Source organism: Pseudomonas sp. TH49, assembly GCF_016650625.1.
Lineage (GTDB): Bacteria > Pseudomonadota > Gammaproteobacteria > Pseudomonadales > Pseudomonadaceae > Aquipseudomonas > Aquipseudomonas fluorescens_H.
Genome location: NZ_JAEKFL010000001.1, coordinates 1,871,494 through 1,892,249, shown reverse-complemented (window position 1 = coordinate 1,892,249; position 20,756 = coordinate 1,871,494). Strand labels below are relative to the sequence as shown.

The 20,756-nt window shown below is 61.8% G+C and carries 21 protein-coding genes and 1 other RNA gene; 9 read left to right on the top strand and 13 right to left on the bottom strand.

What is annotated here, in order from left to right:
• Window positions 1-66: 66 nt before the first annotated feature.
• Window positions 67-531, bottom strand: a complete 465-nt coding sequence (locus tag JFU48_RS08555; RefSeq protein ID WP_027610503.1) for an Lrp/AsnC family transcriptional regulator — start codon at window positions 529-531, stop codon at window positions 67-69.
• A 126-nt stretch (window positions 532-657) separates the two neighbouring features.
• Here JFU48_RS08555 and JFU48_RS08550 point away from each other — a divergent pair, with 126 nt between their 5' ends.
• Entirely contained in the window at window positions 658-996 is a 339-nt protein-coding gene (locus JFU48_RS08550; protein ID WP_201136296.1) for a hypothetical protein, read from the top strand.
• 90 nt (window positions 997-1,086) lie between these two features.
• Complete coding sequence (locus JFU48_RS08545) at window positions 1,087-2,871, top strand: GspE/PulE family protein (RefSeq protein ID WP_003229281.1); 1,785 nt, start codon at window positions 1,087-1,089, stop codon at window positions 2,869-2,871.
• Between the two features lie 4 nt (window positions 2,872-2,875).
• Here JFU48_RS08545 and JFU48_RS08540 read toward each other — a convergent pair whose 3' ends face one another.
• Window positions 2,876-3,853: a hypothetical protein gene (locus JFU48_RS08540; RefSeq protein ID WP_045122851.1), complete on the bottom strand. Its 978-nt coding sequence runs from the start codon at window positions 3,851-3,853 to the stop codon at window positions 2,876-2,878.
• 138 nt (window positions 3,854-3,991) lie between these two features.
• On the opposite strand from JFU48_RS08540, the gene JFU48_RS08535 reads away from it, so the two are divergent.
• Complete coding sequence (locus JFU48_RS08535; protein ID WP_003229284.1) at window positions 3,992-4,309, top strand: DUF2388 domain-containing protein; 318 nt, start codon at window positions 3,992-3,994, stop codon at window positions 4,307-4,309.
• 188 nt (window positions 4,310-4,497) lie between these two features.
• On the opposite strand, the gene gcvP is transcribed toward JFU48_RS08535, so the two are convergent.
• Window positions 4,498-7,371 carry an aminomethyl-transferring glycine dehydrogenase gene (gene gcvP, locus JFU48_RS08530; protein WP_201136295.1) on the bottom strand — a complete coding sequence of 958 codons (2,874 nt, stop codon included), beginning with the start codon at window positions 7,369-7,371 and terminating at the stop codon, window positions 4,498-4,500.
• 156 nt (window positions 7,372-7,527) lie between these two features.
• Here gcvP and JFU48_RS08525 point away from each other — a divergent pair, with 156 nt between their 5' ends.
• Window positions 7,528-8,670 carry a DegT/DnrJ/EryC1/StrS family aminotransferase gene (locus JFU48_RS08525; protein ID WP_103519705.1) on the top strand — a complete coding sequence of 381 codons (1,143 nt, stop codon included), beginning with the start codon at window positions 7,528-7,530 and terminating at the stop codon, window positions 8,668-8,670.
• Window positions 8,671-8,726: 56 nt separating this feature from the next.
• On the opposite strand, the gene gcvH is transcribed toward JFU48_RS08525, so the two are convergent.
• The 9 genes from gcvH to JFU48_RS08480 all read right to left on the bottom strand — a co-directional run bounded on the left by gcvH (window position 8,727) and on the right by JFU48_RS08480 (window position 18,296).
• On the bottom strand, window positions 8,727-9,110 hold the full coding sequence (gene gcvH / locus JFU48_RS08520) for a glycine cleavage system protein GcvH (RefSeq protein ID WP_201136294.1): 384 nt from the start codon (window positions 9,108-9,110) through the stop codon (window positions 8,727-8,729).
• Between the two features lie 48 nt (window positions 9,111-9,158).
• Complete coding sequence (gcvT, locus tag JFU48_RS08515; RefSeq protein WP_003229291.1) at window positions 9,159-10,241, bottom strand: glycine cleavage system aminomethyltransferase GcvT; 1,083 nt, start codon at window positions 10,239-10,241, stop codon at window positions 9,159-9,161.
• Window positions 10,242-10,397: 156 nt separating this feature from the next.
• Window positions 10,398-12,014, bottom strand: coding sequence for an ABC transporter permease (locus tag JFU48_RS08510; protein WP_003229293.1), 1,617 nt, complete (start codon window positions 12,012-12,014; stop codon window positions 10,398-10,400).
• A gap of 245 nt (window positions 12,015-12,259) precedes the next feature.
• Complete coding sequence (locus JFU48_RS08505; RefSeq protein WP_201136293.1) at window positions 12,260-13,264, bottom strand: extracellular solute-binding protein; 1,005 nt, start codon at window positions 13,262-13,264, stop codon at window positions 12,260-12,262.
• 220 nt (window positions 13,265-13,484) lie between these two features.
• Window positions 13,485-14,702 (bottom strand): 2-octaprenyl-3-methyl-6-methoxy-1,4-benzoquinol hydroxylase, encoded by a 1,218-nt coding sequence (locus JFU48_RS08500; protein WP_201137063.1) that lies wholly within the window; start codon window positions 14,700-14,702, stop codon window positions 13,485-13,487.
• Window positions 14,703-14,711: 9 nt separating this feature from the next.
• On the bottom strand, window positions 14,712-15,197 hold the full coding sequence (locus JFU48_RS08495; protein WP_201136292.1) for a DUF4442 domain-containing protein: 486 nt from the start codon (window positions 15,195-15,197) through the stop codon (window positions 14,712-14,714).
• A complete protein-coding gene (gene ubiH, locus JFU48_RS08490) occupies window positions 15,190-16,377 on the bottom strand; it encodes a 2-octaprenyl-6-methoxyphenyl hydroxylase (protein WP_201136291.1) in 1,188 nt (395 codons plus the stop codon). Before ubiH ends, JFU48_RS08495 begins: the two co-directional genes overlap by 8 nt.
• Complete coding sequence (pepP, locus tag JFU48_RS08485; RefSeq protein ID WP_135296803.1) at window positions 16,374-17,708, bottom strand: Xaa-Pro aminopeptidase; 1,335 nt, start codon at window positions 17,706-17,708, stop codon at window positions 16,374-16,376. The genes ubiH and pepP overlap by 4 nt, the downstream gene beginning before the upstream one ends.
• Before the next feature lie 27 nt (window positions 17,709-17,735).
• Window positions 17,736-18,296, bottom strand: coding sequence for a YecA/YgfB family protein (locus tag JFU48_RS08480; RefSeq protein WP_201136290.1), 561 nt, complete (start codon window positions 18,294-18,296; stop codon window positions 17,736-17,738).
• A gap of 134 nt (window positions 18,297-18,430) precedes the next feature.
• On the opposite strand from JFU48_RS08480, the gene JFU48_RS08475 reads away from it, so the two are divergent.
• The 4 genes from JFU48_RS08475 to JFU48_RS08460 all read left to right on the top strand — a co-directional run bounded on the left by JFU48_RS08475 (window position 18,431) and on the right by JFU48_RS08460 (window position 19,848).
• Complete coding sequence (locus JFU48_RS08475; protein WP_103483758.1) at window positions 18,431-18,640, top strand: TIGR02449 family protein; 210 nt, start codon at window positions 18,431-18,433, stop codon at window positions 18,638-18,640.
• Window positions 18,637-18,954 carry a cell division protein ZapA gene (locus tag JFU48_RS08470; RefSeq protein WP_003229305.1) on the top strand — a complete coding sequence of 106 codons (318 nt, stop codon included), beginning with the start codon at window positions 18,637-18,639 and terminating at the stop codon, window positions 18,952-18,954. Before JFU48_RS08475 ends, JFU48_RS08470 begins: the two co-directional genes overlap by 4 nt.
• Window positions 18,955-18,984: 30 nt before the next feature.
• Window positions 18,985-19,163: non-coding RNA, 6S RNA (gene ssrS, locus JFU48_RS08465), on the top strand.
• 79 nt (window positions 19,164-19,242) lie between these two features.
• Entirely contained in the window at window positions 19,243-19,848 is a 606-nt protein-coding gene (locus tag JFU48_RS08460; protein WP_201136289.1) for a 5-formyltetrahydrofolate cyclo-ligase, read from the top strand.
• A gap of 35 nt (window positions 19,849-19,883) precedes the next feature.
• On the opposite strand, the gene JFU48_RS08455 is transcribed toward JFU48_RS08460, so the two are convergent.
• A complete protein-coding gene (locus JFU48_RS08455) occupies window positions 19,884-20,039 on the bottom strand; it encodes a hypothetical protein (protein WP_003229308.1) in 156 nt (51 codons plus the stop codon).
• 197 nt (window positions 20,040-20,236) lie between these two features.
• Between JFU48_RS08455 and JFU48_RS08450 the strand changes: the two genes are divergently transcribed.
• A complete protein-coding gene (locus tag JFU48_RS08450; RefSeq protein WP_201136288.1) occupies window positions 20,237-20,686 on the top strand; it encodes an EVE domain-containing protein in 450 nt (149 codons plus the stop codon).
• Window positions 20,687-20,756 lie beyond the last annotated feature (70 nt).

The window sequence follows — 20,756 nt, the reverse complement described above, 5'->3', positions numbered from 1 at the left end:
TGCAGATTTTGGGGCCGCTTCGCAGCCCAGCGGGAGCAAGCGCCCTCGCCACAGAGGCCATCCGTGCTAGACCGGGAGGCTGGTCGTCGACTTGATCTCCGACAGCGCCACAATCGAGTTCACTTCCTGAATCCCCGGCACCAGCGACAGTTTTTCGAAGAAAAACCGCTCATACGCCTCGATGTCCGCCGCGACAATGCGCAACAGAAAGTCCACCGCGCCCATCAGCACATAACACTCCAGCACTTCCGGAAATCCGCGAATCGCCTCGGTGAATTCGGTGAAGTTCGAACGCCCGTGGGCGTTGAGTTTGATCTCGGCGAAGATCTGCGTGTTCAGGCCGATCTTCTTGCGATCAAGCAAGGTCACCTGCCCGCGAATGATCCCCTCCTCCTTCATCCGCTGAATCCGCCGCCAGCACGGCGACTGCGACAGTCCCACCTGCTCGGCGATCTGCGCGCTGGACAGTGACGCGTCCTCTTGCAGCAAGGCAAGAATCCGCCGGTCGTAGCTGTCCAGCTCGCTATGCATAATCAATCCTCAAAATGAACATTTTGCGAATCGTTCCAGTCGAGCAATCCGCGAATCCGCTCATCTTAGACAAGAAATGCCCGACACCGAATGTAAAAATTCCTCCACTGACTCTGGAGACCGGACATGCCTCACCTCGAAGCCGTGAATACCCCTGCGCCCCGCGCCGATGTGTGGAACGTCAACAACGCCCACTGTTGTGCGCGATATCAGCTGCTCGCCGAAGCCGAGCCGGATCTGCTGGTACGGGTGCTGAACCTGTTCGCGTTGCAGTTCCTCACGCCGCAGCAGGTCCACGTCGAACGGCTCGACGATCTGCTGTCGATCGACATCGTCATCGACGGGCTGAGCTGGCATCGCGCGCAGGTGATTGCGGAAAAACTTCGTAACCTGATCAGCGTCTGCTCGGTGAATCTGCAAAACGTCGACACGGCGTGGGATGCGCCAGCCCAGGCGGCCGGCTGACAAATCCGGCAACGGCTTTGTCGGGTAGTGGCCCAACAGTCTGCGGGGCCACGACTATCCTTTGCGCACAGTCGTTCAAAAGGAGCCCGCATGTCCGTTCAACTCGCCACTCAGGACCGCTGGCTGGATCTCAACGATGTGTTGCGTGAACTGGTCGCCCAGGGCTTTATCAGCCAGGATTCGGCGGAGCAGGCGCTCAATGCCCGGCGCCGCCACGCGCCCCACGGCCAGCAGCATCCGCTGGAATTCATTGCCAGCCAGCAACTGGATGACCTCAGCCGTCCGGGCAAGCATCTGGATCTGGAAAGCCTGACCCTGTGGCTGGCGCAACAGGCCGGCCAGCCGTACATGCGCATCGACCCGTTGAAGATCAACGTTGCGGCGATCACCCCGCTGATGTCCTACGCCTTTGCCCAACGCCACAAGATTCTCGCGGTGGCGGTCGATCGCGACGCGGTGGTCGTGGCCAGCGCCCAGCCCTACGTCACCGGTTGGGAGGCTGACCTGACCCACGTGCTGAAGCTGCCGATCAAACGGGTCGTCGCCAACCCGGCGGATATCCAGCGCTTCAGCGTCGAGTTCTTCCGCCTCGCCAAATCGGTCAGCGGCGCCAGCAATGCCGACGCGCAGAGCGGCAACCTCGGCAACTTCGAACAACTGCTCAACCTCGGCGCCAGCGATCAGGAGCCGGACGCCAACGACGCGCATATCGTCAACATCGTCGACTGGCTGTTCCAGTACGCCTTCCAGCAGCGCGCCAGCGATATCCACATCGAACCGCGCCGCGAACAGGGCACCGTGCGTTTCCGCATTGATGGCGTGTTGCACAACGTCTATCAATTTCCGCCGCAGGTGACCATGGCCATTGTCAGCCGCCTGAAAAGCCTCGGGCGGATGAACGTCGCCGAGAAGCGCAAACCCCAGGACGGCCGGGTCAAGACCAAGACCCCGGACGGTGGCGAGGTGGAGCTGCGGCTCTCGACGTTGCCCACCGCGTTTGGCGAAAAAATGGTCATGCGGATTTTTGACCCGGAAGTGCTGCTCAAGGACTTCGATCAGTTGGGCTTTTCCGCCGACGACCTGCGCCGCTGGCAGGACATGACCCGCCAGCCCAACGGCATCATTCTGGTCACCGGGCCAACCGGTTCGGGCAAGACCACCACGCTCTACACCACGCTGAAGAAACTGGCGACGCCGGAAATCAACCTCTGCACCATCGAAGACCCGATCGAAATGGTCGAGCCGGCGTTCAACCAGATGCAGGTCCAGCACAACATCGACCTGAGTTTCGCCGCCGGGGTACGCGCGCTGATGCGGCAAGACCCGGACATCATCATGATCGGCGAGATCCGCGATCTGGAAACCGCGGAAATGGCGATTCAGGCTGCACTCACCGGCCACCTGGTGCTGTCGACCCTGCACACCAACGATGCCCCCAGCGCGATCAGTCGGCTATTGGAACTCGGCGTGCCGCACTATCTGATCAAGGCTACGGTGCTCGGGGTCATGGCCCAGCGTCTGGTGCGCACGCTGTGCCCGCACTGCAAGGCGCCGCTGACGCTGGACGAGGAAGACTGGCAAACCCTGACCCGGCCCTGGCAGGCGCCGCTGCCGGGCAATGCGCAACGCGCTATCGGTTGTCTGGAATGTCGCGACACCGGTTATCGCGGACGCGCCGGGGTCTACGAAATCATGCAATTGAGCGACAGCCTCAAGGCCTTCATCACCCCCGACGCCGACCTCACCGCGATCCGGCGGCAAGCCTTCAAGGAAGGCATGCGCAGCCTGCGCCTGTCGGGCGCACAAAAGGTTGCGGCGGGGCTGACCACCATTGAGGAGGTGCTGCGGGTAACACCGCAGAGCGAACAGAAATAACCAGCTACCAGTCGAGATCATCAATCTCGGCATTGGGTTTGATCCATAGCACCTGCCCATTTGGCACACGTTGCAGGATCGAGTAATTGGGCTTCAGGGTCTCACCGGTGCGCACATTTTTCGCGGTATACGTCTGGCTCGACGTCATGCGCAATGTTTGCGGCTTGCCCTGGGCTGCCCGAGTGCCTCGGGGGTACCGCCAATCACCCAGCGCCATTGGATTGCGCAGTTGACCACTCCAATGCAGAGGATTGCGTTGCTGATCGAGCTCCACGGTCGCGGTCATCAACTCAATGCCCTGAATCGAAACGGACTCCGATGCCTGCCAATAGCTGACACTGTATTCGTTGCCCTGCTTCTGCACTCCACTCTTGGTTGGCCAGGCCAAACCGGCGACTTTTGCACCGGCGACCAAAGTACAGCCGTCAAACTGCCAGAGGTCGGGGCGCAACCGGGTTTCTTCGCTGAAGTTCACGGTCAGCAACGTGTCGCGGGCACAGGGCCAGCCATCAATTATCTGGTCACCGACGAGGCGCATCTCTCCGCTCGTCAGGTGATACATCTGCAGTGAAGAAACCCGCGCCCCCATGAGGGTTTGCGGCGCAGGAAACCTGGCAGTGTCCAGACTCGCCAGGCCATGGATCTGCGGTTGACCGTTCGCGTCCAGTGGATCGATGGTCATCAGATGCAACCACGTGCCCGCAGGCAATTTGAGACCCTCGACCTGAACCTCGTGCTTCAGTCTTAAATTGCGGGCAAGAGTGTCTGCGATGCTGCTGGTGATCTGGTTGATGGTCACACCGACAACCGATAGACAAAGCAGCCCCAGAACACTCACTTTGCGTGGATGACGCAACAGTGCACGACGCCACGTAGGCACACACAGCATGATCACCAGCACCGTAAGCCCGATAAAGGCCGCCGTGCATACTGTCCACACCATCACGTACATCAGAGAAATAAAAGCCAAGGCAGCGTCCATGCATGAAAAACCGGGGTGCATGGTGCCAAACTACCCTGCGTACCTCCAGCTCATCAGCTCCATGACTGAGCAGTCATGGAACCGGATCGGGTAAATGACGATCCAACGCCTTAGATAACCCCCAGGAGTCACTCAATCATGCGTCTCAAACTTGCTGTCGCGACCCTTGCCTTGCTGTCCCTTCCCGTTGGTTCAGCGATGGCCGACGGCTTTTGGCGTAACGTCATTTCCTCCGGTGCCACCACCGGTTCGACCTACCTGACCTTCAAGGATCACAAGCTGATCGTCGCCGCGCAGGACGACGCCGGCAGCTTCGTCGCCAGTGACGGCGGTATCCGCGGGCCGTACCTGGAAGCGGCGATGCAGAAAGTCCGCGCCGACAACCCGGGCCTGCAGGCCACGGACATGGAACTGGCGAATGCGATTCTGGCGAAGAACGCAGTGGAATCCGAGTAAGCCTTGCGCCGACAAAAATGCCGCTCGATCGAGCGGCATTTTTTTGCCCGTAATTCCGGATTCACCACGCCACCCTGTGGGAGCGGGCTTGCTCGCGAAGGCGTCCTGCCAGAAAACATACATATGCCTGACCCAGCGCCTTCGCGAGCAAGCCCGCTCCCACAATGGGTCTGTGTGTTTCCTGAGGATCAGCGGTAATCGTCCACCGGAACGCAGGCACAAAACAGATTGCGATCCCCATAAACGTTATCGACCCGATTCACCGCCGGCCAATACTTGTGCGCCTTGGTATGCGCATCCGGGGTGATCCCCTGCTCGATGCTGTAAGGCCGCTCCCACACTCCGGTGACATCCGCCAGGGTATGCGGCGCGCGCTTGAGCGGGTTGTCCTCCGCCGGCCAGTTGCCGTTCTGCACTTCGGTGATTTCCGCGCGGATGCTCAGCATCGCGCCGATGAACCGATCGAGTTCGGCCTTGGACTCGCTCTCGGTTGGCTCGACCATCAACGTCCCTGGCACCGGGAAGGACATGGTCGGCGCATGGAAGCCATAGTCCATCAGGCGCTTGGCGACGTCCTCTTCGCTGATCCCGGTCTGCGCCTTCAACGGCCGCAGATCGAGAATGCACTCATGGGCCACCCGCCCGTTGCGTCCGGTGTACAGCACCGGAAATGCGCCGGATAAATGCTGCGCCAGATAATTCGCGGCGAGGATCGCCACTTCGCTGGCATCTGCCAACTGCGGCCCCATCATCGCGATGTACATCCAGCTGATCGGCAAAATGCTCGCACTGCCCCACGGCGCCGCGCTGACTGCGCCGTTCTGTGGCAACGGGCCGTCAATCGGCACCACCGGGTGATTGGCAACGAACGGCGCCAGATGCGCGCGAATGCCGATCGGCCCCATGCCCGGCCCGCCGCCGCCGTGGGGGATGCAGAACGTCTTGTGCAGGTTCATGTGCGACACATCGGCGCCAATGTCCGCCGGCCGCGCCAGCCCGACCTGCGCATTGAGATTGGCGCCGTCCATGTACACCTGCCCGCCGTGCTGGTGAATAACTTCGCAGATCTCGCTGATGCCCTCCTCGTACACACCATGGGTCGACGGATAGGTCGCCATCAGGCACGACAACTTGTCCCCCGCCGCGGCAGCCTTGGTTTTCAGGTCGTCCAGATCGACGTTGCCGGCCTCGTCGCACTCGACGATCACCACGCGCATCCCGGCCATCTGCGCCGAGGCCGGGTTGGTGCCGTGGGCCGAAGACGGAATCAGGCAGATATCCCGCGCGCCCTGCTGTCGGCTCTCGTGATATTTGCGAATCGCCAACAGCCCGGCGTATTCGCCCTGGGCTCCGGAGTTGGGCTGCATGCAGATCGCATCGAACCCGGTGATCGCGCACAACCAGCGCTGCAGTTCTTCGATCATCAAGGTGTAACCGACCGCCTGCTCCCGAGGCGCAAACGGGTGCAGGTTGGCGAACTGCGGCCAGGTGATCGGGATCATCTCGCTGGTGGCGTTGAGTTTCATGGTGCAGGAGCCCAACGGGATCATCGACTGGTTGAGCGCCAGATCCTTGTTCTCCAGTTGCTTGAGGTAGCGCAGCATCTCGGTTTCGCTGTGATGCACATTGAACACCGGATGACGCAGGTACGGCGTGTTGCGTTGCAGGTGCTCGGGAATCCCGGAAACCAGCTCCTCTGCATCAATGTCGTCGACGTTCAACCCATGATCGGCGCCCAACAGCACATCAAACAGTTTGGCCACCGTGTTTGCATCGCAAGTCTCGTCGAGGCTCAACCCCACTCGGCCACGGCCGAGAATCCGCAGGTTGATCTGCGCGGCCCTGGCGCTGTCGATGATCGCGCTTTGCGCGCCGCCCACTTCCAGCGTGAGGGTGTCGAAAAACTGCCCGTTGACCCGCTGGATGCCATGGCGCTCAAGGCCCGCGGCCAGAATGCAGGTCAAGCGGTGCACACGCTGGGCGATGCGTTTCAAGCCTTGCGGCCCGTGATACACCGCGTAGCAACTGGCGATGTTGGCCAGCAGCACCTGCGCGGTGCAGATGTTCGAATTGGCCTTCTCGCGGCGAATATGCTGCTCACGGGTTTGCAGGGCCATGCGCAACGCCACATTGCCTCGGGCGTCTTTCGACACGCCGATGATCCGCCCCGGAATCGCCCGTTTGTACTCTTCGCGGCTGGCAAAAAACGCCGCATGCGGGCCGCCGTAGCCCATCGGTACGCCAAAGCGCTGGGACGACCCGAACACCACATCCGCGCCCAGTTCACCCGGCGGCGTCAACAGCAACAGGCTCAGCAGATCGGTGGCGACACAGGCCAACGCCTGCTGCGCGTGCAGCTGATCAATGACCGGGCGCAGATCACGGATCTCGCCGTGGGTGTCGGGATACTGCAGCAACGCGCCGAACACCTGATGCCGGCTGAGGTTATCCACAGCGTCGATGATCAGTTCAAAGCCGAAGCCTTCGGCGCGGGTCTGCACCACGGAAATGGTCTGCGGATGACAGTTTTCATCGACGAAAAACAGATTGCTCTTCGACTTCGCCACACGCTTGGCCAGGGCCATGGCTTCCGCAGCAGCCGTAGCCTCGTCGAGCAATGAGGCGTTGGCCAGTTCAAGCCCGGTGAGGTCGATGGTCAGTTGCTGAAAATTCAACAACGCTTCGAGACGGCCTTGGGCAATCTCCGGTTGATACGGGGTGTACGCGGTGTACCAGCCGGGATTTTCCAGCACGTTACGCAAGATGACGGTTGGCGTCAGCGTGCCGTGGTAACCCATGCCGATCAGGCTGGTCCAGACCTGGTTCTGCTCGGCGTAACCGCGCAGCTTGGCCAGCGCCGCCTGCTCGTCGAGGGCCGGCGGCAAATCCAGCGCCCGATTCAGACGAATGCCCGGCGGCACCGTCTGCTCGATCAGTTCGACCCGGCTGCCGAGGCCGAGGCTGTCGAGCATCGCCTGTTGTTCAGCGGCGTCGGGCCCCAAATGGCGGCGCAGGAAGGCTTCGGGGTCGCGTAACTGGCTCAAGGATGGCAACTGGGACATGACGGGCTCTCTCTTGGCTGGCGCTCGGCGTCAATGCAACACGGTCAAACCAGCATAGCAGCCGATCCCGACGCGCACGGCTTGGCGGCAGAGGGGGTTCCGGGGCATGCTGTAGCGCCTGCATCAGGCGTCCAACTTTCGGATGATCGAATCCTCATGAGCCAACTGCCGTTCCTGCCGTTTTCCAAACCTGTCATTGATGAAGCCACGATTGCCGCCGTCGGCGATGTGCTGCGCTCCGGCTGGATTACCAGCGGGCCGAAGGTCCAGGCCTTTGAAGCACAACTGTCGGAATACTTCGGCGGGCGCCCGGTACGCACCTTCAACTCCGGCACCTGCACCATGGAAATCGCCTTGCGCATCGCCGGCATCGGGCCGGGTGACGAAGTGATCACCACGCCGATTTCCTGGGTCGCCACCGCCAACGTGATCCTCGAAGTCGGCGCCACACCAGTGTTTGCCGACATCGATCCGGTGACCCGCAACATCGATCTGGACCAGTTGGAAGCGGCCATCACCCCGCGCACCAAAGCGGTGATTCCGGTGTACCTCGCCGGCCTGCCGGTGGACATGGAACGCTTGTACGCCATCGCCCGCAAACACAACTTGCGCATTGTCGAAGACGCCGCTCAGGCCCTGGGTTCGAGCTGGAACGGTCAACGCATCGGCGCCACCGGCGATTTCGTCTCGTTCAGTTTTCAGGCGAACAAGAACGTCACCTGCTCCGAGGGCGGCTGTCTGGTGCTGAACACTCCGGAAGAAGCACGGCTGGCGGAGAAGTACCGCCTGCAAGGCGTGACCCGCAACGGCTTCGATGGTCTGGACGTCGACGTGCTCGGTGGCAAGTTCAACATGACCGACATCGCCGCCACCATCGGCCTGGGTCAATTCGCCCATATCGAGGCGCTGACCGCCCATCGTCAGGAACTGGCCCGACACTACTTCAAATGTTTTGGCGATGACTTTGAAGCGACCTATGGCGCGCAACTACCGCCAGCGGATTTCACCCAGAGCAACTGGCACCTGTTCCAGCTGGTCCTGCCGGAACGCAAGGACGGCTTGCCGGCCCGCGCCACGTTCATGGAGCAAATGCAGGCCAAAGGTATCGGCATCGGCTATCACTACCCGCCGATCCACTTGCTGAGCCTGTACCGCGAGCGCGGGTTCAAGGAAGGCATGTTGCCAGTTGCCGAGCGCGTTGGACGCTTGATCGTGTCGTTGCCGATGTTCACCACCATGACCAAGGACGACGTCGAGCGTTCGGTGGCGGCAGTGAAAGCGGTATTGCGCGACGCCTGATCGACGCCCACAAAAAAGCCCCGAGAGATCGGGGCTTTTGCAGTATCACAGTCTGCTTATTCGCCGATGGCATCCTTGTAGGCAGCAGCGTCCAGCAGCTTGTCCAGCTCGGCCTTGTCGCTTGGCTTGAGCTTAAAGATCCATGCAGCGTACGGATCGTTGTTCAGTTCTTCCGGCGAGTCAGCCAGCGTTTCGTTGACCGCGATCACTTCACCGCCGACCGGGGAGTAGATGTCGGAAGCGGCCTTCACCGACTCGACAACACCGGCAGCCTCACCGGCAGCAAATACCTTGCCGACTTCGGCCAGTTCAACGAACACCACATCGCCCAGCGCTTCCTGCGCGTGATCGCTGATGCCCACGGTAACGGTGCCGTCGGCTTCCAGACGCGCCCACTCATGACTTTCGGCAAAACGCAGTTCAGCGGGGATATTGCTCATGCTCGGTGTCCTCAAGAAATTGTCAGCGGTCAGGCCCGCCGGGAAAGGTTAGATCAAGGTTTTGCCATGGCGCACGAAGGTCGGTTTGACCACTCGTACCGGATACCACTTGCCACGGATTTCCACTTCGGCGCGGTCGGCTGTGGCCATCGGTACACGCGCCAGGGCAATCGATTTGCTTAGCGTAGGAGAGAAACTACCACTGGTGATCTCTCCTTCGCCAACATCGGCGATACGAACCACTTGATGGGCGCGCAAAACACCCCGCTCCTCAAGCACCAGCCCCACCAGTTTGTGGGCAACACCGGCAGCTTTTTCCGCTTCCAGCGCAGCACGGCCGATGAACTGTCGCGAGGCCGGTTCCCAGGCAATGCTCCAGGCCATATTGGACGCCAGCGGCGAGACATCTTGATGAATGTCCTGGCCGTAGAGGTTCATCCCGGCCTCGACCCGCAGCGTGTCGCGGGCACCGAGACCGATGGGAGAAATGCCGGCGCCGACCAGATCGTTGAAGAAGCCCGGTGCCTGCTCGGCCGGCAAGGCTATTTCCAGCCCGTCTTCACCGGTGTAACCGGTGCGCGCAATGAACCAGTCGCCATCGACTTCGGCTTCGAACGGTTTGAGGTGCTGGATCAGTGCGGCGCGGGACTGGGTCACCAGTTCGGCAATCTTGTGCCGGGCCTGCGGGCCTTGAATGGCGAGCATCGCCAGTTCCTGGCGTTCGTGCAGTTGCACCTCGTAACCGGCGACATGCGCCTGCATCCACGCCAGATCCTGGTCGCGGGTGGAGGCGTTGAACACCAGGCGATAACGGTCTTCGAGGCGATAGACAATCATGTCGTCGACGATGCCGCCACGCTCGTTGAGCATGGTGCTGTAGAGCGCACGGCCGGGGCGGTGCAGGCGTTCGACGTCATTGGCCAGCAAATGCTGCAGCCAGGCCTTGGCCTGGGGGCCATCAACGTCGATCACGGTCATATGGGAAACATCGAACACCCCGCAATCGCGGCGCACCTCGTGGTGTTCCTCGACCTGCGAGCCGTAATGCAGTGGCATGTCCCAACCGCCAAAATCGACCATCTTCGCGCCGAGGGCAAGATGCAGGTCATACAGAGGCGTACGCTGTCCCATGGGTTTCTCCTTCCGGGCGTGGCGAAGGTGCGGACAGCCGCTGTACGGGGTGAAAGCCACGAAATAGAAGGCTTTCAGCCGATTTCAGCGAACGGGTCTGTCAGACGAACCGCACCGAATGCCGCGCATTGTAGCCGCATGATTCAGGACTGACGACTAAGTGTTTCGGTGCGCCGAGCGGCGGATCAGGCCGATGACCGGTAACAGGCCGACCAACACCAGGGTCAGCGCCGGCAGCGATGCACGCGCCCACTCGCCCTCGCTGGTCATTTCAAAGATCCGCACGGCCAGCGTGTCCCAGCCAAACGGGCGCATCAGCAGGGTGGCGGGCATTTCCTTGAGCACATCGACAAACACCAGCAACGCCGCGCTCAGCGTGCCGGGCAGCAACAACGGAAGATACACTTTGAAAAACAGTCGCGGCCCACTGACACCCAGACTACGTGCCGCTTCGGGCAATGAAGGCCGTATACGCGCCAGACTGTTTTCCAGCGGCCCGTAGGCCACCGCGATAAAGCGCACCAGATAGGCCATCAGCAACGCCGCCAGACTGCCCAGCAGCAGCGGCTTGCCGGCGCCGCCGAGCCAGCCCGAAAGCGGAATCACCAATGCGCGGTCGAGATAACTGAACGCCAGCATGATCGACACTGCCAGCACCGAACCCGGCAGCGCATAACCGAGATTGGCCAGACTGACTCCGGAACGGATCGCCCGGGTCGGCGCCAGACGTCGGGCAAACGCCAGCAACAGCGCGACGCTGACGGTGATCAACGCCGCCATAGCGCCCAGATACAGGGTGTGCAGGATCAGCCCGGCGTAACGCTCATCCAGATCGAAGCGCCCGCGCTGCCAGAACCACACCAGCAGTTGCAGCAGCGGAATCACGAACGCGCAGGCAAACACCACCAGACACCAACCGGTCGCCGCGAACGCTTTGAGTCCGCGCAGCTGATACAGCGCCTTGACTCGTGGTCGCTCGTTGCTCGCCCGGTTGGCGCCGCGCGCGCGTCGCTCGCCGTACAGCACCAGCATCACCACCAGCAGCAACAGACTGGCCAGTTGCGCCGCGCTCGGCAGGCTGAAGAAGCCGTACCAGGTCTTGTAGATGGCGGTGGTGAAGGTGTCGAAGTTGAACACCGACACCGCGCCGAAATCCGCCAACGTCTCCATCAGCGCCAGTGCGACACCGGCGCCAATCGCCGGACGCGCCATCGGCAACGCCACCCGCCAGAACGCCTGCCAGGGCGACTGACCGAGTACCCGCGCCGCTTCCATCAGGCCTTTGCCCTGCGCGAGGAAAGCGGTGCGCGCCAGCAGGTAAACGTAGGGATAAAACACCAGCACCAGCACCACGATCACCCCGCCGGTGGAGCGTACCCGTGGCAGGCGCAAGCCGCTGCCGAACCACTCACGCAGCAGCGTTTGCACCGGGCCGGCGAAATCCAGCAGGCCAACGAAGACGAACGCCAGCACGTAGGCGGGGATGGCGAACGGCAGCATCAGCGCCCAGTCGAGCCAGCGCCGTCCGGGGAATTCGCAGAGGCTGGTGAGCCACGCCAGACTGACACCGAGCAGCGTCACGCCGACGCCGACGCCAAGCACCAGCATCAAGGTGTTGCCCAGCAGGCGTGGCATCTGGGTTTCCCACAGGTGCGACCAGATTTGCTGATCGATGGTCTGCCACGACAGCAGCAGGACACTCAGGGGTAGCAGCACCAGCGCGGCAATGGCGAGGACGATGGGATACCAGCGGCGTTGGGCGGGGTGGGCCACTTTTGGGACTCTGAGGGGTGGTTGGTGGTTCTGATTCAGGTGTTTCAGCTCGAGATTGCTGCCCTCACCCTAACCCTCTCCCGGAGGGAGAGGGGACTGAACGTGGTGATCTTTCGATTTACGCCGACCTGATACATCGAGCCGAGCTCCGGTCTTGAAAGCCATGGAGATCGGCTCCCTCTCCCCCCGGGAGAGGGCTGGGGTGAGGGCAGCGATCTTGAGCGAACACAGCGACCGGCAAATACTCAGTTCCAACCCGCCCGATCCATCATCCGGATCGCTTCCGCCTGACGCTTGCCCGCCACTTCCACCGGCAAGGTATCAGCGACGAACTGGCCCCACGCCGCCACTTCCTCCGAAGGCTTCACCGCCGGGTTGGCCGGGAATTCCTGGTTCACGTCAGCGAAGATCTTCTGCGCCTCAGGCGTGGTCATCCACTCCACCAGCGCCTTGGCTGCTTCCGGGTGCGGCGCATGCTTGGTCAGGCCGATGCCCGACAGGTTCACGTGTACGCCGCGGTCGGCCTGATTCGGCCAGAACAGTTTCACCGGCAGGTCCGGCTTCTGCTTGTGCAGGCGACCGTAGTAGTAGGTGTTGACGATGCCGACGTCGCACTGGCCGGCATTGATCGCCTCCAGCACTGCGACGTCATCGGAGAACACATCGGTGGACAGGTTGTTGACCCAGCCCTTGAGGATCTTTTCGGTCTTCTCGGCGCCGTGCACTTCGATCATGGTCGCGGTCAGCGACTGGTTGTAGACCTTCTTCGCCGTGCGCAGGCACAGGCGCCCTTCCCAATTCTTGTCGGCCAGCGCTTCGTAGGTGGTCAACTCGCCCGGTTTCACCCGCTCGGTGGAATAGGCGATGGTCCGCGCACGCAGGCTCAGACCGGTCCAGGCGTGACTGGAGGAGCGGTATTGCGCAGGAATGTTGCTGTCGATGGTTTTCGAGGTGAACGGCTGCAGGATGCCCATCTGCTCGGCCTGCCAGAGGTTGCCGGCGTCGACGGTGAGCAGCAGGTCGGCGGTGGCGTTCTCGCCTTCGGCCTTGATGCGCTGCATCAGCGGCGCTTCCTTGTCGGTGATGAACTTGATCTTCACCCCGGTTTTCGCGGTATAGGCGTCGAACACCGGTTTGATCAGCTCATCGATACGCGAGGAGTAGACCACCACCTCGTCGGCGGCCTGGACGGTGGCGCTACCGATCAGGGTCAGGGCCAGTGCGGTCAGAAGACGCTTGGGTGCCAACATGGGAGTGGTCTCTCGGTCGGAAAATGTGGGCCAAATGATAAGGACTCACATTTAGCTTCTCAATCGATCACTTTTCCAAGGAGTTACCAGATGTTGCACAGATCCGAGACTACGGTGAATGGACTGACGCCATCGCGAGCAGGCTCACTCCTACAGTTGGAATACGTTCCCTTGTAGGAGTGAGCCTGCTCGCGAAGAGGCCATCAGCCTCAATTAGGTTCTAGGGTTTGGCCAGCGCTGGGAGGTCGCCGGTCAACCCCAGCGCCTCACGCACAAACAACGCCTTCGCCTCGGGCATCTGCTCCACCAGCTTCAACCCGGCGTTGCGCAACCAGCGCAGCGGCAGCGGATCGGCCTGGAACAGACGCTCGAAGCCCTCCATCGCCGCCATCAACGCCAGGTTATGCGGCATGCGCCGGCGTTCGTAGCGGCTCAGCACTTTCACATCCGCCAGACGCTCGCCACGTTCGGCGGCCTGCAACAGCACTTCAGCCAGCACCGCCGCATCGAGGAAACCAAGGTTCACACCCTGCCCGGCCAACGGGTGAATGGTGTGCGCCGCGTCGCCGATCAGTGCCAGGCCTTCGGCCACGTAACGTTTGGCGTGGCGTTGACGCAACGGCACGCACAGGCGCGGATCAGCGCTGATCACCTCGCCCAGGCAGCCTTCGAACGCCCGCTCCAGTTCACGGCAGAACGCGGTTTCATCCAGCGCCATCAGGCGTTCGGCTTCACTCGGGGTGGTCGACCAGACAATCGAGCACCAGTCCTGCTGCCCGTCACGCTCCAGCGGCAGAAACGCCAGCGGCCCGTGATCGGTGAAGCGCTGCCATGCGGTCATCCGGTGTGGCTTGCTGCTGCGCACACTGGTGACGATGGCGTGGTGCAAGTAATCCCACTCGCGGGTGGCGACGCCGGTCAGGCGGCGCACCGCCGAGTTGGCGCCGTCCGCGGCAATCACCAGCGGCGCACGCAACTGGCGACCGTCGGCCAGGGTCAGCAGCCAGTCGTCGCCGGAGCGGCGCATCTGCTCCAGCCGTGCGTTGGCCAGCATGCCCAGATCGCAATCGTGCAAACGATCGAGCAAGGCATCCTGCACCACGCGGTTTTCGACGATATGACCGAGCACTTCGGCATGCACACTGCTCGCCGAAAAATGAATCTGTCCGGTGCCGCTGCCGTCCCACACGTGCATGTCGGTGTACGGGCTGCTGCGACGTTTGGCGATACCATCCCAGACGCCGAGGCGTTCGAGAATCCGCTGGCTGGCCGCCGACAGCGCGCTGACCCGCGGCTCGAACGGCGCGTCGGTATCGAACGGTTTGACGCTCAGCGGGCTGCCATCGAGCAGCAGCACTTCCAGGCCGCTGTCCTGCAACGCCAACGCAAGGGCGCTGCCGACCATTCCGGCTCCGACAATCAGCAGATCTGCGCGCATTTCCATGCTTTAAGCCTGTCTCGCTTGCGGCTTGAGCCGCACGTAAAGGGTTTTTCCGACTCGCGCCACGAGGTTGCCGGCGCCGTCATGAATGTCGACCTGCAACTGCGGCAGGTATTTCTCGCCACTGGCGGTCTGCCGGCGGATCTCGTCGAGCAGGGTGTCGTCGATATTGAACCGGGCAAACACCGCGCCCTTGCCGGGGGCGATGAAATCGATGTCGGCCGCTTTGTCCCAGACGATGTAACGCGGCCCGAGGTTCTCCATCAGCATCAGCATGTAGAACGGATCGACCATCGAGTACAGGCTGCCGCCAAACTGGGTGCCGACGTAGTTGCGGTTGTACCAGCCCAGCCCCATCGACACCTGAACGTCGCGAAAATCATCGCTGATGTGCCGCACCCGCACCCCGGAGCCGAGGTACGGTGGGTAGAAGGTCATCACCCAGCGCATCAAGCGCGCCTTGCCGAACGAACGGCTCAACCACTCAAGCATCCGGCCGCGTCCCCAGTCCCATGGCCTGACGGGCGAACCAGCGTTTGGCCGGCGGCAGCAGATCGAGGCCGAGCAGGCCGATGTTGCGCCCCAGCGAGACCAGCGGCTGGGTGCTGCCGAACAGTCGGGTGACTTGATCAGAGAAGCCCACGGTAAGCTCCTGATCCAGGCGCTGCCGCTCGCGATACGCCTGCAATGTAGGGAAGTCGCCCAGCGGTTTGTCGCTGGCAAGCAGTGCGGCGGACAGCGCATCGGCGTCGCGTAGCGACAGGTTGAAACCCTGTCCGGCAATCGGGTGCAGGCTGTGCGCGGCATTGCCCAGCACGGCCAGATGCGAGCGCACCTGCTCCTCGGCCTCGACCAGCGACAACGGATACAGATGCCGCGCACCGACCTGTTTCAAGGTGCCGAGGCGGTAGCCGAACACGCCTTGCAGTTCACTGAGGAAATCGCGTTCGCTCAAATCGGCCAGGCGTTGCGCGTCCATGCCCAGACGGGTCCAGACCAGCGCGCAACGGTTGTCCGGCAGCGGCAGCAAGGCCATCGGCCCTTCGTCGGTGAAACGCTCGAAGGCCATGCCGTTGTGCGCTTCGCTCGGGGTGATGTTGGCGATCAGTGCGCTCTGGTTGTACGGACGCTTGCGCACGTTGATGCCCAGTTGCTCGCGCAGACCGGAGCGACCACCATCGGCGAGCACCGCCAGATCGCACTCGACGGTTGTTTCATCGTTGAGGGTCAGGCGATAGCCGTCGGGCAGCGGCTCCATGCGCGTGACTTCCGCCGGGCAGCGCCAGCTGATCACGTCTTTATCCAGATGCTGCCACAGGCATTGGCCGAGCCAGGCGTTTTCCACCACGTAGCCCAAGGCCGGCACGCCCTCTTCCATCGCCGACAGACGAGCGGTGGAGAAGCGACCACGGTCGGAGACGTGAATCTGTTTGATCGGCTCGGCTCGGCGGGAAATGTCCTGCCACACGCCCAGCCGCTGATAGATCTGCCGCGAGCCGAAGGACAGCGCCGACGAACGTGCGTCGTAGCTCGGCTGCCAGCTGTCGCCGGGGGCGAACGGTTCGATCAGGACGATTTTCCAGCCACGCGCCTTGGCCCCGGCCTGCAAGGCCAGCGCCAGGCTGGCGCCGACCAGGCCGCCACCGATGATTGCCAGATTGACTCGACTCATGCCGCGTGTGTCCGTGCTTGCGCCATCAGCGCTTCGATTTCGGCGACGGTTTTCGGTACGCCGCTGGTCAATATTTCACAACCGGTCTTGGTCACTACCACGTCATCCTCGATGCGCACGCCAATGCCGCGCCATTTCTTTGCTACGTTCTGGTTGTCCGGGGCGATATAAATGCCCGGTTCCACGGTCAGCGCCATGCCGACCTCCAGCACCCGCCATTCGCCGCCGACCTTGTACTCGCCGACGTCGTGTACATCCATGCCCAGCCAGTGGCCGGCACGGTGCATGTAAAACGCTTTATAGGCTTCGGTCGCGATCAACTCATCGACCTCGCCTTGCAGGATTCCGAGTTTGACCAGGCCTGCGGTAATCACCCTGACCGTGGCTTCGTGCGCCTGATTCCAGTTTTTGTTCGGGGCGATTTCAGCGAATGCGGCTTCCTGCGAGGCCAGTACCAGTTCGTAGATCGCTTTCTGCTCGGCGGAAAACTTGCCGTTGACCGGCCAGGTGCGGGTGATGTCGCTGGCGTAGCAGTCGATCTCGCAACCGGCGTCGATCAACACCAGATCGCCGTCCTTGAGCAGCGCGTCATTCTGCTGGTAATGCAGGATGCAACTATTGCGCCCGGCAGCGACGATCGAACCGTAGGCCGGCATCTTCGCCCCGCCCTTGCGGAATTCGTAATCGAGTTCGGCTTCCAGGCTGTACTCGTAAAGCCCGGGCCGGCTGGCCTGCATCGCGCGGATATGCGCCTGAGCGGAAATCCGTGCGGCTTCGCGCATCACCTTCACTTCTGCCGCCGATTTATACAGGCGCATGTCGTGCAGCAGGTGATCCAGGGCAACGAATTCGTTCGGTGGCTGGGCGCCGAGGTGCGCCTTGGAGCGGATCACGTTGATCCAGTCCATCAGGTGCCGATCGAATTCCGGGTTGCTGCCCATTGCCGAATACACCCGGTCGCGGCCTTCGATCAGGCCCGGGAGGATGTCGTCAATGTCGGTAATCGGGAACGCGTCGTCGGCGCCGTAATCACGGATCGCGCCTTCCTGGCCGGCGCGCAGGCCGTCCCATAACTCGCGTTCGGCATTGCGTTCACGGCAGAACAGCACGTACTCGCCGTGCTCGCGGCCGGGCATCAGGACGATGACCGCCTGTGGCTCGGGAAATCCGCTGAGGTACTGGAAGTCGCTGTCCTGGCGGTAGACGTGCTCGACGTCGCGGTTGCGGATCGCGACCGCGGCGGCGGGCAGGATCGCGATGCTGTTGGGTTCCATCTGCGCCATCAGGGCCTTGCGGCGACGGCTGTATTCCGCTTTGGGGATATGGATCATGGGCAGATGGCTTTCCCTGGCACGCGATTAATGCAGCGACGGCTTGGCGGCTGGCGGCACGTCGGCTTTTTTGGTTTCCGAGAACAGCAGCAGCGGCGCGACGCGCAGGTATTCCATGACTTCCATGTAGTCGCTTTCGCCGTCTTCGGATTCTTCCAGAGCGTCTTGCACCTGGGAGATCGCCGCGAGATCCTGCAGCACTTCGGTGGCTTCGGTGCTGAGCATGCTGCTGTCGCGGCAGTTCAGGCCGAAACCGCTGAGGAAGCCCTGGCACCATTGGCCCAGTGCGGCGGCGCGGTCGGCCAGCGGTGCGTCATCGGTTGGCAACAGCAGAACGACGGTGACGTCGCTACCGGTCAGCTCGCCCTTGACCATCTCTTGCAGGCCGATCAGGGCGTTGCGGACGTTGTCCTGGAGGTCGCCTTCGAGCAGTTCGGCGGCGTCGATCAGCCAGCCTTCGTTATCGAAGCCGGCACCGGCGCAGCTGCGGCCGAGCAGCAGGCCATGCAGTTCGGCAGGCGAGACGTTGTGGCCGCTGGCAGTCAGCAGGGTGGCAAAGGCTTGGTACGGGGAATTCGCAATGGTCATGGGCAGCTAGGCGCCAGACGGCGCTATGTCTAGAATGAAGGCCTTGTATCCTACATCGACAGACTCGCCAAGACTATTAAAGGCTGTCCGCCAGCCAGGCGCCTGCCGCCCATCAGATGAATTCAGTGGACACAATGGAAGACACCGACCTGCAAGCGCTGATGGCCAGACTCGAAAAGCTGATTACCCGAGTCGAGCAACTAAAGAGTCAAAACGCACTCTTACTAGCTCAGGAAAAGACCTGGCGCGAGGAACGCGCTCACCTCATTGAAAAAAACGAAATCGCCCGGCGTAAGGTCGAATCGATGATTTCGCGCCTCAAGGCCCTGGAGCAAGACTCATGAGTTCAAGCAATAGCGTTACCGTGCAGATCCTCGACAAAGAATATTCGATCATCTGCCCCCAGGAAGAACGCAGCAATCTGGTCAGCGCCGCCCGCTACCTGGACGGCAAGATGCGCGAGATCCGCAGCAGCGGCAAAGTCATCGGCGCCGACCGTATTGCGGTGATGGCTGCGCTGAACATCACCCACGACCTCTTGCACAAAGAAGAGCGCCCGGACGTCCAGGCCAGCGGCTCGACTCGTGAACAGGTGCGCGACTTGCTCGATCGTGTCGATCTGGTGCTGGCCGACGATCCGGACATCAGCAAGGGCTGATTCGCCAGGCCGCTTGAGGTATACTCGCCGCACTCCCTGGGGTGCTTGCCAGTTGACGATGTCCCTGAGCCGATTCGCACTACCCTGGAAGTTGCACGTTGGGCTGGTGTGCATGTCCGCCAGACGGAAAGCCTTAAAGTCTACTGCATCTTCCACCTTGAACTTTCGGGTTCAAGGGCTAAGTTGACAGCGGTTCATCCGGGGAGCCTGATTCGAATCCGATGCCGGTTTTGCCGGCATCGGATTTTTTATGCGTGCGTTTTCGCCCTCACCTGCCGAAGCCGAACCATGACCGAACCTGCGCTGCTGCCCCGCCCGCAACTCCGCCGCCTGCTGCGCAAGGCGCGCCGTGCACTGACTCCTGGTGAACAACGGCAGGCCGCCAAAGGCTTGTTCCGGCAACTGGCGCAAGACCCGCACTTTCGCCGGGCCAGACACATCTCGCTGTATCTGCCCACCGATGGCGAAATCGATCCACGCCTGCTCCTGCGCGAAGCCCAGCGCCGCGGCAAGGCCACCTACCTGCCGGTGCTCAGCGCCTGGCCGCGAACCAAAATGGTGTTCCAGCGGATTCGCCCCGGCGACAAGCTCAAGCCCAACCGCTTCCGCATTCTCGAACCACGAGCCAATCTGGCCCATCAGCGCAAGATCTGGACCCTGGATCTGGTGTTGTTGCCACTGGTGGGGTTTGACGATGCTGGCGGACGCCTGGGGATGGGCGGCGGATTCTACGATCGCAGTCTGGCGTACCTGGCCCGGCGCAAAAACTGGCGCAAGCCGACGTTGCTGGGCCTGGCCCATGAATGTCAGAAGGTCGAACGCCTGGCGCAGGCCAGCTGGGATGTACCGTTGCAAGGCACGGTCACCGATAAGGCGTGGTATTTCGCGGGATAGACGCCGCGCAGATCAGCGGCGTCGGGAAGGCAGTTTCAGCGCTTGAAGGCGGTCGATTGTTGGACCTGTTGCGCGACTTCAACCGGAGCATCGGTCTTGCTCGTCCATAGACTTTGCGCGTAACCGGTGGTCACGACGCCAAGGCCGAACAAAATAACCAAAGTCCATAGCAAATCCGGTTTGCGTTTCATCGATTGCCCCCCTCAAGGCACATCATCACGATGACAGCAGCGGTTTCCATTCGTAGGCCGTGCAGCAGCGTCAAGCTTTAAAGGCCGGCATTTTGCGACAACGTGAACCTCGGCGCAAACGCTGACGTCAACCGACCGTCGGTTTGTCATAAAATTGCCCGACAACCTGCCCAATGACCGCTTGAGGAGCAAAAGACATGGCCTATTGGCTGATGAAATCCGAGCCCGACGAACTCTCGATCAAAGATCTGGAGAAACTCGGCAAAGCGCGCTGGGACGGGGTTCGCAACTATCAGGCGCGCAATTTCCTGCGGGCGATGGCGGTCGGCGATGAGTTCTTTTTCTACCACTCCAGTTGCCCGGAGCCGGGTATCGCCGGGATCGGCAAAATAATCGAGGCGGCGTACCCGGATCCCACCGCACTGGAGCCGCAAAGCAATTACTTCGACCCCAAGGCCACGCCAGAGAAAAACGCCTGGAGCGCAATCGATGTTGCACATGTCGAGACGTTTGCCCGGGTGCTGAAGCTCGATTATCTGAAACAGCAGACCGCCCTGGCTGAAATGCCGTTGGTGCAAAAAGGCAGTCGTCTATCGGTCATGCCGGTGACAGCCGAACAGTGGGCCGCCGTGCTCGGCTTGCGCTGAGAACTTGCCGGTCACGGTTTTTACCGACAAAAGGGGCTAGGCTTGACGCTCATTTGACTGACATCAAGCG

Bases quoted from the DNA above. Each gene is read 5' to 3' on its own strand.
- gcvP (WP_201136295.1), bottom strand. From the start codon at position 7,371: ATGTCCCAGTTGCCATCCTTGAGCCAGTTACGCGACCCCGAAGCCTTC.
- JFU48_RS08495 (WP_201136292.1), bottom strand. From the start codon at position 15,197: ATGCTTGAGTGGTTGAGCCGTTCGTTCGGCAAGGCGCGCTTGATGCGC.
- JFU48_RS08470 (WP_003229305.1), top strand. From the start codon at position 18,637: ATGAGTTCAAGCAATAGCGTTACCGTGCAGATCCTCGACAAAGAATAT.
- JFU48_RS08455 (WP_003229308.1), bottom strand. From the start codon at position 20,039: ATGAAACGCAAACCGGATTTGCTATGGACTTTGGTTATTTTGTTCGGC.
- ubiH (WP_201136291.1), bottom strand. From the start codon at position 16,377: ATGAGTCGAGTCAATCTGGCAATCATCGGTGGCGGCCTGGTCGGCGCC.
- JFU48_RS08475 (WP_103483758.1), top strand. From the start codon at position 18,431: ATGGAAGACACCGACCTGCAAGCGCTGATGGCCAGACTCGAAAAGCTG.
- JFU48_RS08545 (WP_003229281.1), top strand. From the start codon at position 1,087: ATGTCCGTTCAACTCGCCACTCAGGACCGCTGGCTGGATCTCAACGAT.
- JFU48_RS08555 (WP_027610503.1), bottom strand. From the start codon at position 531: ATGCATAGCGAGCTGGACAGCTACGACCGGCGGATTCTTGCCTTGCTG.
- JFU48_RS08525 (WP_103519705.1), top strand. From the start codon at position 7,528: ATGAGCCAACTGCCGTTCCTGCCGTTTTCCAAACCTGTCATTGATGAA.
- JFU48_RS08550 (WP_201136296.1), top strand. From the start codon at position 658: ATGCCTCACCTCGAAGCCGTGAATACCCCTGCGCCCCGCGCCGATGTG.
- JFU48_RS08540 (WP_045122851.1), bottom strand. From the start codon at position 3,853: ATGGACGCTGCCTTGGCTTTTATTTCTCTGATGTACGTGATGGTGTGG.
- pepP (WP_135296803.1), bottom strand. From the start codon at position 17,708: ATGATCCATATCCCCAAAGCGGAATACAGCCGTCGCCGCAAGGCCCTG.
- gcvH (WP_201136294.1), bottom strand. From the start codon at position 9,110: ATGAGCAATATCCCCGCTGAACTGCGTTTTGCCGAAAGTCATGAGTGG.
- JFU48_RS08460 (WP_201136289.1), top strand. From the start codon at position 19,243: ATGACCGAACCTGCGCTGCTGCCCCGCCCGCAACTCCGCCGCCTGCTG.
- JFU48_RS08505 (WP_201136293.1), bottom strand. From the start codon at position 13,264: ATGTTGGCACCCAAGCGTCTTCTGACCGCACTGGCCCTGACCCTGATC.
- JFU48_RS08450 (WP_201136288.1), top strand. From the start codon at position 20,237: ATGGCCTATTGGCTGATGAAATCCGAGCCCGACGAACTCTCGATCAAA.
- JFU48_RS08500 (WP_201137063.1), bottom strand. From the start codon at position 14,702: ATGCGCGCAGATCTGCTGATTGTCGGAGCCGGAATGGTCGGCAGCGCC.
- JFU48_RS08480 (WP_201136290.1), bottom strand. From the start codon at position 18,296: ATGACCATTGCGAATTCCCCGTACCAAGCCTTTGCCACCCTGCTGACT.
- gcvT (WP_003229291.1), bottom strand. From the start codon at position 10,241: ATGGGACAGCGTACGCCTCTGTATGACCTGCATCTTGCCCTCGGCGCG.
- JFU48_RS08535 (WP_003229284.1), top strand. From the start codon at position 3,992: ATGCGTCTCAAACTTGCTGTCGCGACCCTTGCCTTGCTGTCCCTTCCC.